At 74.1% G+C, this 12,595-nt stretch carries 11 protein-coding genes; 7 read left to right on the top strand and 4 right to left on the bottom strand.

Features of this window, described 5'->3' with window-relative positions; translation table 11 throughout:
• Positions 1-174 precede the first annotated feature (174 nt).
• Positions 175-1,059, bottom strand: coding sequence for a PKD domain-containing protein (locus I6A81_RS16785; protein ID WP_238430729.1), 885 nt, complete (start codon positions 1,057-1,059; stop codon positions 175-177).
• Complete coding sequence (locus I6A81_RS16790) at positions 1,056-1,688, bottom strand: hypothetical protein (RefSeq protein WP_203006838.1); 633 nt, start codon at positions 1,686-1,688, stop codon at positions 1,056-1,058. Before I6A81_RS16790 ends, I6A81_RS16785 begins: the two co-directional genes overlap by 4 nt.
• A gap of 385 nt (positions 1,689-2,073) precedes the next feature.
• Between I6A81_RS16790 and I6A81_RS16795 the strand changes: the two genes are divergently transcribed.
• Positions 2,074-3,213, top strand: coding sequence for a tyrosine recombinase (locus tag I6A81_RS16795; protein WP_203006845.1), 1,140 nt, complete (start codon positions 2,074-2,076; stop codon positions 3,211-3,213).
• Positions 3,214-3,530: 317 nt separating this feature from the next.
• Here I6A81_RS16795 and I6A81_RS16800 read toward each other — a convergent pair whose 3' ends face one another.
• Positions 3,531-3,746, bottom strand: a complete 216-nt coding sequence (locus I6A81_RS16800; protein ID WP_203006839.1) for a hypothetical protein — start codon at positions 3,744-3,746, stop codon at positions 3,531-3,533.
• Positions 3,747-4,204: 458 nt separating this feature from the next.
• On the opposite strand from I6A81_RS16800, the gene npdG reads away from it, so the two are divergent.
• A complete protein-coding gene (gene npdG / locus I6A81_RS16805) occupies positions 4,205-4,945 on the top strand; it encodes an NADPH-dependent F420 reductase (protein ID WP_238430730.1) in 741 nt (246 codons plus the stop codon).
• Positions 4,946-5,069: 124 nt separating this feature from the next.
• Positions 5,070-5,873 (top strand): helical backbone metal receptor, encoded by an 804-nt coding sequence (locus tag I6A81_RS16810; protein WP_407661319.1) that lies wholly within the window; start codon positions 5,070-5,072, stop codon positions 5,871-5,873.
• Between the two features lie 65 nt (positions 5,874-5,938).
• Here the strand turns inward: I6A81_RS16810 and panB are convergent, their stop codons facing one another.
• On the bottom strand, positions 5,939-6,931 hold the full coding sequence (gene panB, locus I6A81_RS16815) for a 3-methyl-2-oxobutanoate hydroxymethyltransferase (RefSeq protein WP_203006841.1): 993 nt from the start codon (positions 6,929-6,931) through the stop codon (positions 5,939-5,941).
• 447 nt (positions 6,932-7,378) lie between these two features.
• Between panB and I6A81_RS16820 the strand changes: the two genes are divergently transcribed.
• From I6A81_RS16820 to I6A81_RS16835, 4 genes are all read left to right on the top strand, one after another.
• The gene (locus I6A81_RS16820) at positions 7,379-8,155 is read left to right on the top strand and encodes a TetR/AcrR family transcriptional regulator (RefSeq protein WP_203006842.1); all 777 of its coding nucleotides are present in this window, start codon (positions 7,379-7,381) and stop codon (positions 8,153-8,155) included.
• A 216-nt stretch (positions 8,156-8,371) separates the two neighbouring features.
• A complete protein-coding gene (gene thrS, locus I6A81_RS16825; RefSeq protein WP_203006843.1) occupies positions 8,372-10,366 on the top strand; it encodes a threonine--tRNA ligase in 1,995 nt (664 codons plus the stop codon).
• Between the two features lie 100 nt (positions 10,367-10,466).
• A complete protein-coding gene (locus I6A81_RS16830) occupies positions 10,467-11,189 on the top strand; it encodes a VOC family protein (protein ID WP_203006844.1) in 723 nt (240 codons plus the stop codon).
• 145 nt (positions 11,190-11,334) lie between these two features.
• Positions 11,335-12,595 (top strand): serine/threonine-protein kinase (locus I6A81_RS16835; RefSeq protein ID WP_238441514.1); only part of this gene is annotated, 1,261 nt, incomplete at its 3' end.

Here is a 12,595-nt window from a genome sequence, read left to right on the forward strand (position 1 = left end):
GGCCCGGAGGCGCGCCTCCGCGGAGGCCCGTCCCCGAGCGAAGCGAAGGGGCCGGGCCGCAGCGGAGGTCGCCGGAGCGCACGTTCGCGGAGGAGGACGGCGCGCGGAGGTCCCGTCGGAGCGAAGCGAGGACGGGGCCGGAGCGCGCCGCCCGGACGGAGCGAACCAAGAAACTCAGTCGTTGCCGACTAGGACGCCGGCTGCCTCGTCGACCTCGACCGGGACCGTGGCGGTGAGCGTCACGGCGTCCAGCGGGAAGGCCTGGGCGACGCCGGGGACGGTGAACGTGCCGTCCCAGACGACGGTCAGCGTGATCTGGTAGGTGCTCGGCTCGCGGTACTGGTGGGAGACGTAGGCGTCGGGGTGGTCGCGGGGGGAGATCGCCGGGTCGTAGGGGCGGCCCGGCGCGTTTGGCCCCGTGTCACCGTCGCCGAAGTCCCAGTGGTAGGTGGGAACCGCGCTGATCGTCGCGACGACCGGCTCGTCGACGTTGAAGGTGAACGCCGGCGGGACCGGGGTGTACACGATGGTGGCGAGCCCGGCGAAGCTGTGCCCGTTCGGCTGGACGGTGAGCGCGGGCTTCGGCAGCAGCTCCTCGCGCAGGTAGTCGGCGAGCTGGGCCTGGACGGTGGCTAGCGGGATCCCGGTCGGGTCGGCGAGCCAGGTCTCGCAGCCGGCGACGGCGGCGTTGTAGTCGGCCAGTTCCTGCGCGGTCATGGTCGGGCTTGGGCCGACGGCGAGCAGCAGGTCGCAGACCGCCGCCGGATCAGGTGGGCAGGCGTCGCCGCAGCCGGCGCGGGCCGGGCCGCGCCCGCCACCCAGCGGCGCGGGGATGAGCTGGCCGCCCCGGTAGCGGTACTGGTAGCCGTTGTCGGTCGCCCGGGTGTCGCAGCTGGCCCATACGACGTCGCCGCAGGGCACGTCGGTGCCCGGCCCCGACACGGCGTGGGCCGGGCCGCCGAGCCAGAACACCGCCATCCCGAGGGCGGTCAGCGGCGCCAGGCCGACCAGCGTCGCCCACCCGGGCAGGAGCGTCGTGAACCGGCGGGCCGGGGTCATGGCTGCCCCGGGGCGTAGCGGATCGTCTGGACGAGCCAGCCGCCGCCGGCGAGGGCGAGTTCGGCGGTGCCGGCACGGGTGGGGACGCCCGCTGCCTGGTCCACCTCGCGGCCGGCGGGGTCGAGCAGGCCGACGGTACGGGTCGTCGCCGTGAACGTCACTGTGATCATGACTCCCTGCCTCGGCTGGGCGGACACGGCGGTGACCTCGTAGGGGTCGGCGGCGGCGCGCAGGCCGCGCTGCTGGAAGCCGCGGGTGACCCCGACATCCAGGGCGCAGGCCTGGCAGCCGGGCAGGGTCGTCGCCGTCACGTCGGCGACCCGGCCAGCCCGGCTGGCACTGTTGATCTCCCGGAAGTAGGCGGTGACGACGCTCGCCGCGGCGGCGGGGGAGTCGCGAGCCACCGGCCGCTCGCCCCCGGGGGTTGCCTGCCCCGCGCTCGCCGCGCCGTCCGGACCGCCGGGAGACCCGGAGGCCGAGAGGGCGCCCGCCGCGCCCGCGCCTCCCGCGGGCGCGGCCGCCCCCGCGGGCTCGTCGTCACCCCCGCAGCCGGCGAGCGCGAGGGCCAGGCCGAGGGCGAGGGCCAGGCCCGTCCGCCCGCGCCAGGCCGCGTGGTCACGGTGGTTCATGGCGCGGTGTCGCGGGCGGTTCCGGCGGGCGTGGCCCGACCTCGCGGGGCTGTCTTCCAGGGCGGGCGTGGCGGGCCGGCGGGAAGGTGCCCGGAGGCGTTCACCCGTTGATCCCTGGCGCGGATCAACGGGTGCCCCTGTGGCGAACAAGACGGACTACTTCGCCGTAACGTGACGATACGATCTCAGTCCGCACAAGCGATCAGAATAACGCCCGCTGGTACGTTGCGCGGGCCGTGAGTGTCAAGAACCGTCACTGGCAGGTCCTACTATTCGGGTTGATGATGAACACCCCGGTGTGCAGCTCGCGAGGGCCGGGTCGGCCGTCGGGTCGGCGGCCGGGTCCGTTCGGCCCGTGGACACGCGGACGCGGGACGGGTCCGTGGTGGACGTGACATCCTCGGCCGACCCAGGGGAGCTGGTCGCTCGCTACCTCAACCACCTGGTGGGGGAACGTGGGCTCGCCCGCAACTCCGTGCTGGCCTACGGTCGTGACCTGCGCCGCTATCACGAGTACCTGACCGAGCGGGGGCTGAGCTCGCTCACCGAGGTGGACGAGGCGACGCTGGGGGAGTTCGCGGCCGCGCTGCGGGCCGGGGACGACAAACACCCGCCGCTGGCGGCCGCCTCCGTCGCCCGGATGCTGGTCGCGGTCCGCTCGCTGCACCGGTTCGCCCAGCAGGAGGGCGACGTCGCCGAGGACGTCTCCCAGCCCGTGCGCCCGCCCGCCCCGCCGCGGCGGCTGCCGAAGGCGCTCACCGTCGACCAGGTGCTCGCGATTCTCGCCGCCGCCGGCGCCGCCGCCGACGACGGGAACGCCGCCGGGGAGGCCCACGCGACCGACCTCGCCGGCCTCGCGGCAGGGGCCGCCGCGGACGCCAGCGAGGCGGTCCGCCGGCTGCGGGCGGCCGCGCTGCTGGAGCTGCTCTACGGAACCGGCGCGCGGATCTCGGAGGCGGTCGGCCTGGACGTCGACGACCTGGACCTGGAACCGGACGCCGCGTCGGTCCGGCTGCACGGCAAGGGTGGGCGCGACCGGGTGGTGCCGCTGGGCCGTTGCGCCGTGACGGCGCTCTCGGCGTACCTGAGCCGGGGGCGGCCGACGCTGGCGTCCTCGGCGTCCGGCGCGGCGGTGTTCCTGTCGAGGCGAGGCGGGCGGCTGTCCCGGCAGAGCGCCTGGTCGGCGCTGCGGGCCGCGGCCGTCGCCGCCGGGGTCGAGGGTGTCTCGCCGCATGTGCTTCGGCACTCGTTCGCGACCCACCTGCTCGACGGAGGGGCCGACGTGCGGGTGGTCCAGGAGCTCCTCGGCCACGCGTCGGTGCGCACGACGCAGATCTACACGTTGGTGACGGTGGATCGGCTACGCGAGGTGTACACGGCGGCGCACCCCCGCGCGCTCGACGAGGGCGGCCCCCGGCGGGCAGTCGCCCCCACGCTGGATGATCCGCTCACCGCGGCTGCCAAGCCGGCGCTGCCACCCCAGCCCAGGCCCTATGTGGGGACGAATCCGGGCCAACTGGTCTAGGGGGCGTGCCGGTCCGGTCGTGGTGGCATCCTTGGCCGTCCGGCCGGGTGGGACCAGGCCGCGGCCCCCACCGCCAGCTGGGGGTGAGGGCCGGCGGCGGTCAGGCAGAGGACAGGGCGCTGGCGGGAGCGGGCAGCCGGCCCGACGACGAGACGGTCCCGCGCCACGCGGGCCCCGGCCGGCGGTGGGCACTCCGGCCCCGGGCTCCTGGCGGATCTCCCGGATCGGCTACGCCGATCCGGCAGGGACCCTTGTCTGGCAGGGACCCCGGGCTACGCCGATCCGGCAGAACTCCGTCGCCGATCCGGGGGCCTGGGTCAGGAGGGGGAGTACGGGCCCAGGCTTGGCATGCCGTTGGCTGTCTGCGGGGTGGGCACGACACCGCCCACCCCCGGCGGCCCACTGCGTTCGGCCAGCGTCTCGCCGACCTTGCGCGCGATTGCCTCCATCAGGCGCAGTGCCTGCGGAAGCGACAGATTGAGGACCACTTCGCTGTCGTTCGTCATCGCGAAGCGAACCGACACGTCCGCCATTGCCCGCCCTTTCCCGCCTGATTCCGAAGAGCCAGTTGATGCATGTGAACCCGAACGGTACGGCCCATCTTCACCCGCTGCGCGCGGGGGGTTGGACGCGATCCGCGGCACGTTACGCATTGTCATCGGTCCGCTGCCGACGGTCGTTCGCATTGACGAGGTCGTGATCGTCACTGACTGTCACTCCTTTGCGTCACGTGATCGGGACGCCGGCGTCGGGGAAACGCTCCCGACACACGTGTAAGAATGCCGTTCGTCGGCGTAGCTGTCGTGTTGATGCTGCTATGGTCCCTCATCGGACTTTGACACCGGCAGCCGGGTCCCAGGTGGGAGTGGCCGGCTCTGATCCGGGCCGAGCCCGGTCGCCGGGGGCCCGTCGATTCCGCCGCCGACCGGCGGCGCGGTCCGAACCCGCGAACCCGCGGACCGGCGTTCGCCGGAATCGGCGGGCAGCGCTGATGTGGCGTCCATCGGCGCGAAGCGCGTGTCACAGGTGCTTCGGGCACGATGGGACCGTGAGCGCATCCGTAGACGTGTCGTCCCTGTCCATCGGCATCCTTGGCGGCTCGGGGCCGCAGGGCGGGGGCCTGGCGATCCGGTTCGCCGCGGCGGGCCACAAGGTGATCATCGGTTCCCGGTCCGCCGAGCGGGGCGCCGAGGCGGCGGCCAAGCTGTCGGCGTCCAGCCGGGTCATCGAGGGCACCGACAACGCGAGCGCGGCCGAGCAGGCGGACATCGTGATCATCGCGGTGCCCTGGGAGGGCCACGGTGAGCTGCTCGCGAGCCTGCGCAAGGAACTCGCCGGCAAGGTCGTGATCGACTGCGTGAACCCGCTCGGCTTCGACAAGGGTGGCGCCTACCCGCTGCCGGTCGCCGAGGGCAGCGCCGCGCAGCAGGCCGCCGCGCTGCTGCCGGACAGCACGGTGACGGCCGCGTTCCACCATGTCTCGGCGGTGCTGCTCGCCGACGAGTCGATCGCCGAGGTCGACACGGACATCCTCGTTCTCGGCGACGACCGGCCCGCCACCGACCTGGTCCAGGCGCTCGCCGAGCGCATCCCGGGCATGCGCGGCATCTACGCCGGCAAGCTGCGCAACGCCGGCCAGGTCGAGGCGTTCACCGCGAACCTCATCTCGATGAACCGCCGGTACAAGGCGCACGCCGGCATCCGCGTCACCGACGTGCCGCGCGCCGGCTGACCGGTCCCCGGTCACCTTCCCCGGTCGCCGCCCGGGCCGCCGGCCGCGGCCGGGGGGATCGGCTGGCCGGCGGGGGCGGCGCGGGCGACGATCCACCGGACGGCTCCGGGAAGGGCGGGTACGCGTGCTGACGGATGCGGACGACCTGGCCGGCGACGGTCCGGCCCGGGACGACCTGGCCCGGGACGACCTGGGCTACCCGGTCGCGGTGCCGGCGCGGGTCGAGCGGGTCGTGTCGCTGGTACCGAGCCTGACCGAGTCGATCGCCGTCAGCGCTCCCGGACTGCTCGTCGGCGCGACGAACTGGTGCACCCACCCGGGTGACCTCGACGTCACCCGGGTGCGCGGCACCAAGAACCCCGACCTCGAGGCCGTCGTCCGGCTCGCGCCCGACCTGGTGGTCGCCAACGCGGAGGAGAACCGGGAGCCCGACCTCGCCGCGCTGCGGGCCGCGGGGCTGGCGGTCTGGGTGACGGCGCCGGCCACCGTGCCGGCGGCGTTGACCAGCCTCGACCGGCTGCTGCGCCTGGGCTGCCGGCTGCCCAGGCCCGCCTGGTGGGAACGCGCGGCCGAGGCCTGGCGGGAGCCGGCCGCCGGGCCGCGCCGCCGCGCCGTCATCCCGGTGTGGCGGCGGCCGTGGATGGCCGTCGGGCGCGACACCTTCACCGGCGACGTGCTCGCCCGGCTCGGCGTCGACAACGTGCTCGCCGGCCACGGGGAGCGCTACCCGCGCGTCAGCCTCGCCGACCTTCCGCCGCACGACCTGGTCGTGCTGCCCGACGAGCCGTACGCCTTCAGCCGCGACGACGGCCCCGAGGCGTTCGCCGCCCCGTCGGCCTGTGTCTCGGGGCGCCACCTCACCTGGTACGGCCCGTCCCTGGCCCAGGCACGGGCGGTGCTGCTGGAGCAGCTCGCCGCCGCGCGCTGAGACGCCCGGCGGCTGGCGCCGCCGGCGCCTGACGGCGGCCGGCGGCGCTTCGCGCGGACCCGGGATCAGTCGTAGGAGTACTCGACCGTCGGGTAACGGCCGTCGCGGACGTCGTCGCGGTAGTTGACGACGGCCTCGCGCAGCGCCCCGCGCAGGTCCGCGTAGCGGCGGACGAAGCGGGGCGCGCGCCCGGAGGTGAGGCCGGCCATGTCCTGCCAGACCAGGACCTGCGCGTCGCAGTCCGAGCCGGCGCCGATGCCGACCGTCGGGATCGTCAGCGCCTTGCTGATCCGCGCGGCGACATCGGAGGGAACGACCTCCAGCACGACGGCGAACGCGCCGGCCGCCTCGATCGCCAGCGCGTCGGCGAGCAGCGCGGCGCCGGCGTCCTCCCGGCCCTGCACCCGGTAGCCGCCGAGGGTGTTGATGCTCTGCGGGGTCAGGCCCAGGTGGCCCATCACCGGCACGCCGGCCGACACCAGCAGCTCCACCTGCGGGGCGACCCGGGCGCCGCCCTCCAGCTTGACCGCCTGGGCTCCGCCCTCCTTGAGGAACCGGGCCGCCGTCTCCAGCGCCTGCGTCGGGCTCGCCTGGTAGGAGCCGAACGGCAGGTCGGCGACGACCATCGCGTGCGGCGCGCCGCGGACCACCGCGCGCACCAGCGGCAGCAGCTCGTCGACGCTGACCGGGACGGTGGTGTCGTAGCCGTACACGACGTTGGCGGCCGAGTCGCCGACCAGCAGCACCGGCACCTCGGCCTCGTCGAAGATCGCGGCCGTGGTGAAGTCGTAGGCGGTCAGCATCGCCCACTTCTCGTGCTGGTCCTTCCAGCCGGCGAGGTCGCGCACCGTGGTGCGCCGGCGCGGCCGGGCGGGCCGCGCCTCGGCGGGCTGGGGCGCGAGCCGGGTGGTGGCGGCGGCCGAGGTCGGCGCGCCGTAGAGCGTCACCGCCTCCTCGATGGCCGCGGCCTGGCCGCCCTGACGGGCGAGCGTCGCGCGCGGGTGGGTGGCCTCGCGGGCCTGGGATCCGGGGTGACAGTGGGTGGCGGAGTTGCTCATGGAGACTCCTCTGGTCCGTCCGGGCGCTTGGCGCGTCCCGGCGTCGCAGACATGCTGCCACCGTCGGGGGTCCCCCCGAAAGTGGTTCGCGGGTCACAGCGCTCCCGCCGCCCGTTTGCCAGCTCGGCATGACGCTGTCGTTGACCTGCGCATATGTCCGGCGTGTCTCGGTGTCAACCGGATGCGCGTCACGGATGCTGCCCGTACCCTCCGATCTTGAAAGAATGACTGTGTCAGCCGGGGGCGTCGTCCCCCGGGCCCCGCCGCCGGGCGCAGCCGAGGTGGCGGGCCGTGTTCGCCGGGCCACCCGGCCCGGCGAACGTGAGGCTGGTGGCGCGGCGCCGACCCCACCGGGGCGGCCGGCCCGAGAACGCTGGCCAGGGAGGAGCGACCGGTGGCGGTGACGGCCAGCGCCAGGACCGCCCGGCGAGCAGCGGGCGGAAGGCGGTGACGACGGCGGAGGTGGGGCGGCCGGGGCCGGCCAGGCGGCCCGACCGCCCGCCGTCCGGGAGTGTGCGGCCACCCGGGCGCCCGCGCGACGCGCGGGCCGACGGCGCGATCATCGAGGCCGCGCTGCACACGCTGGCGACCACCGGGTTCACCGGCCTGTCGATGGAGGCGGTCGCCGCCCGGGCGAAGGTGGGCAAGGCGACCCTGTACCGGCGCTGGTCGACGAAGGACACCCTGGTGGCCGACGCGCTGGCCACGCTGGTGGAGACGGCCGAGCCGGTCGACACCGGCTCGCTGCGCGACGATCTGGTCGCCTGGCTGAACACGGTGCGCCGGCACAACCTGCAGACGCTGTCCGGGCGGATCATGCCGCGGCTGCTCGCCGAGAAGGACGCCCACCCCGAGCTGTTCGAGACCTACCGCCGCCGGGTGATGGAGCCGTTCCGGCAGCAGGCCGTGAAGGTGCTGGCCCGCGGGATCGCCACGGGGCAGCTGCCCGCCGACCTCGACGTCGACCTGGTCACCGACATGCTCATCGGCCCGGTCGCCTACCGGCAGTACACCAGGGGGTACAACGAGGTCAGCGGCACCAGGGTCGGCCAGGTGGTCGACACCGTGCTGGAAGGCATTCTCGCTCGCCCTCCGTCCCGTCCCGTGGTCGAGGCCGCGGCGGGCGACACGGCCGGCGACGCGGCCGACGGCGGGAACGAGACCGCCGTGGCCACGGCGGGCGTGGCCGCGCCCGGCGGCGACGCCGGTGAGGACGTGATCTGACCGCGCCGGGTATCACCCTGCGTAGTCGGCCTTGCGGAGGGCGGCGCCGCGGCCGGAGTAGCATCGGCGAGCGGGGCGAAACCGCCGAGACAGGTGTCCGCGACGCCCGCGACCTTCGTGGGGCCGCTGGCGCTGGCGTCGGCGGCGCCCACCTCCCGACCGACCTACGCCGCGCCGACCCGGGCAGGGCCCCGGGCGCCAGACCAGGAGAAACCGGTGTCCGACCTCCGTGTGACCGTCCAGCATGCCGAGCAGCGGGATGAGCGGGTGGTCACCACCGGGACGACGGCGGCGGACCTGTTCGCGGCGGACAGGTCGGTGGTCGCGGCACGGGTAGCCGGCAGGCAGCGTGACCTGGCCTACGCGCTGGTCGACGGCGACGTCGTCGAGCCGATCACCATCGACTCGCCGGACGGCCGGGCGATCGTGCGGCACTCGACCGCGCACGTCGTGGCCCAGGCCGTGCAGGACCTGTTCCCGAAGGCGAGGCTCGGGATCGGCCCGCCCATCCAGAACGGCTTCTACTACGACTTCGACGTCGAGAAGCCGTTCACCGCCGAGGACCTCAAGGCGATCGAGAAGCGCGCCCGGGAGATCGTCAAGGCGGGCCAGAAGTTCGCCCGCCGGGTCGTCAGCGACGACGAGGCGCGCGCGGAGCTCGCCGACGAGCCCTACAAGCTGGAGCTCATCGGGCTGAAGTCCTCCGCCGGCGCCGGTGGCGACGCGGCCGACGACTCCGACGCGTCGGTCGAGGTGGGTGAGGGCGAGCTCACCATCTACGACAACGTGGACGCCAGGACCGGCGAGCTGTGCTGGAAGGACCTGTGCCGCGGCCCGCACGTGCCGACGACCCGGCACATCCCGGCGTTCGCGATCCAGCGGTCCGCCGCGGCGTACTGGCGGGGCAGCGAGAAGAACCCGCAGTTGCAGCGCATCTACGGCACCGCCTGGGAGTCGAAGGACGCCCTGGCCGAGTACCAGCACATGCTGGCCGAGGCGGAGAAGCGCGACCACCGCCGGCTCGGCGCCGAGCTGGATCTCTTCTCGTTCCCGACCGAGCTGGGCCCTGGGCTGGCGGTCTTCCATCCCAAGGGCGGCGCGATCCGTACCGTGATGGAGGACTACTCGCGCCGCCGGCACATCGAGGCGGGGTACGAGTTCGTCAACACGCCGCACATCACCAAGTCGACCCTGTACGAGATCTCCGGGCACCTCGACTGGTTCGCCGACGGCATGTACCCGCCCATGTCACTGGACGGCGGGACGGACTACTACCTCAAGCCGATGAACTGCCCCATGCACATCCTGATTTTCAAGTCGCGTGGGCGGTCCTATCGGGAGCTGCCGCTGCGGCTGTTCGAGTTCGGCACCGTCTACCGGTACGAGAAGTCCGGCGTCGTGCACGGCCTCACCCGGGTCCGGGGTCTTACCCAGGACGACGCGCACCTGTTCTGTGCCCGCGACCAGCTGCCCGAGGAGCTCGACAACACCCTGAAGTTCGTGCTCGGGCTGCTGCGCGACTACGGCCTCACCGACTTCTACCTGGAGCTGTCGACCCGCCCCGAGGGCAAGGCGATCGGCACCGACGAGGAGTGGACGGACGCCACCCAGCTGCTGCGCGAGGCCGCCGAGAAGCAGGGCCTCGAGCTGGTCATGGACCCGGGCGGCGGCGCCTTCTACGGCCCGAAGATCTCCGTCCAGGCAAAGGACGCGATCGGGCGTACCTGGCAGCTGTCGACCATCCAGGTCGACTTCCAGATGCCCCAGCGGTTCGACATGGAATACCAGGCCGCCGACGGCACCCGCCAGCGTCCCTTCATGATCCATCGGGCGCTGTTCGGCACCATCGAGCGGTTCTTCGCGATCCTGCTGGAGCACTACGCCGGCGCCATGCCGCCGTGGCTCGCGCCGGTCCAGGTCGTCGGTATCCCGATCACCGACGCGCACGTCGCGTACCTGAAGGACGTCGCCGCGAGCCTGGCGGCCAACGGCATCCGCGTCGAGGTCGACGCCTCCGACGACCGGATGCAGAAGAAGATCCGCAACGCCCAGAAGCAGAAGGTCCCCTACATGCTGCTCGCCGGCGACGACGATCTCGCCAAGGGCGCGGTCTCCTTCCGCTACCGCGACGGCTCCCAGCGCAACGGCGTCCCCGTCGCCGAGGCCGTCGCCGAGATCCTCGACGCCGTCGAACGCCGCGTCCAGGTCTGACCCCGGCCCGCCGCCGCGACACCGCCGGTCCCGTTCCGGGGCCGGCGGCCGGAAGCGGCGCGGCGTCTGACCGGGCGGGCGCGCTCGTTATCGTCGGCCGATGGATCCGGTCTGGCTCACGGCTTTCCTTGACTTTCCGCCCGCGGACTTCGAGCGGGGGGTGGCGTTCTGGCGGGCGGTGACGGCGACGTCGTTGTCCGCGCCGCGGGGGGAGACGGAACAGTTCGCGACGCTGGTTCCCGGTGACGGGGACGCGTTCCTGCGGGTGCAGCGGCTGGGGGAGGGGCCGGCGCGGGTGCATCTCGACGTGCACCGCGCTGGTCAGGACTTCGAGGTCTGCCGCTCGCCGGGCGGATTCCTGTTCTGCGAGGTGGGCGCGGGCGAGAACGCCCGGCCGAGGCCGGTGACCTGGCCCGCGGTCCCCGGCGGACCACGCGGCGATCTGGGAGGTCCGGGGCATTCGTCGCTGGTCGACCAGGTCTGCCTGGACATCCCGGCCGACCGGTACGAGACGGAATGCGCCTTCTGGGGTGAGCTGACTGGCTGGCCCGTGCGCGCCGGCAGCCGTCCCGAGTTCCGATACCTCGAGCGGCCCGCCGGCGTTCCGCTGCGGCTGCTGCTGCAGCGCCTCGACGAGCCGACCGGGCCCGTGCGGGCCCACCTGGACCTCGCGACCACGGACCGTTCCGCGGAGACCGAGCGGCATGTCGCCCTCGGCGCGGCGGTCGTCGGCCACGGGCCGCGCTGGACGGTTCTGCGCGACCCCGTCGGAACGCGTTACTGCGTCACCGACCGGAGCCCCGTGACGGGCCTGCTGCCCTGAATGGACGTGTCGCGCAATTGTCGACGTCCACCGGTTTTTCGGATGACAGTGGGCGATGATCGGCTGTTACGATGCCGCAGTCGTGAGGGATGACGGGGGCGTCCGGATTGCCCGGATTGCCGGCACTGGCCGGACGGCGGTCTGAATGATCATTGATCGGGAGTCCGTGGCGGCGGCCCTGCCGAATATTGAGATCGGTGGCCGGCTCGGGTCCGGGGCGTTCGGCCTGGTGCTCGAGGGTCGGCACCGGCGGCTGAACCGGGACCTCGCGATCAAGGTGCTGGCGGCGGGACCTGAAGGCCGCCCCAGGTTCGAGGCCGAGGCGCAGGTGCTCGCCGGGCTGGATCATCCGCACATCGTCCGAGTCCACGACTACGTCGAGACCGACGATCTGTGCCTGATCGTGATGGAGATGCTGGCCGGAGGCACGCTCACCCGGCGGATTCCCGATCTGAGCCCCGAGGCCGCGTGCGCGGTGGGACTCGGGGTGGCGTCCGCGCTGGGATATGCCCACGAGCGCGGCGTGCTGCACCGCGACATCAAGCCCGACAACGTCATGTTTGACGCGGCCGACGCCGTGAAGGTCACCGACTTCGGCATCGCGAAGATCTTCCAGGGGTCGGGCACAACCGCGACGACCCAGCTCGGCACCCCCATGTACATGGCGCCCGAACAGATCCTCGGCGCTCGGATCGGCCCGGCCACCGACCTCTACGCGGTCGGCGTGATGCTGTACCGGCTCCTGGCGGGCCGCGCCCCGTTCGACTCCTCGCTGCCGCTGCCGGCGCTCTGGCGCCAGGTGCTGAACGACCCGCCGCCCGTGCCGGCCGGGGTGCCGGCCCCGGTGACGAGCGTGCTGCTGCGCGCACTGGCGAAGGAGCCGGCCGAGCGGCAGGCGTCCGCCGCCGCGTTCGCGCGTGATCTCGCCGTCGCGGCGAGGTCGGCGTACGGCGTCGGCTGGCTCGCCAGCGCGGGCCTGCCACTGCGCCTGGACGACGACGTCCGCGAGGCCGCCACCGGCGGCGGCCACGAACGTCCGACCGTCGTCACCCCCGGCGCTCGCGTCCAGGGGACGCCCACGTCGCCCGTCGCCCCGGCCACACCCGCCCCCGCCGGACGGCCACAGGGCGCGACCAGCGGCGGCACCTGGCCGGCCGGGCCCCAGGGGCCGCCCCCGGTCGTGCCGCGGGGTGGGACGTGGCCAGCGCCCACCGCGCCGTCCGGCACGCCCCCTTCGTGGACCCCCCTGCCCAACACGCCTCCGCCCCGCACGCCTCCGCCCGCCGTGCCGTCGGTGCCGACCTGGGCTCCGACCGCCGCCGCGCCCTACCAGCCGGCCGGCGCCCGCGGGGCGGGCCGCCGCCGCGGGCCCCCGGGGGGGGGGGCGGGGCCCCCCCCGGCGCGCC

The organism is Frankia nepalensis (assembly GCF_016786325.1).
Taxonomy (GTDB): Bacteria; Actinomycetota; Actinomycetes; order Frankiales; family Frankiaceae; genus Pseudofrankia; species Pseudofrankia nepalensis.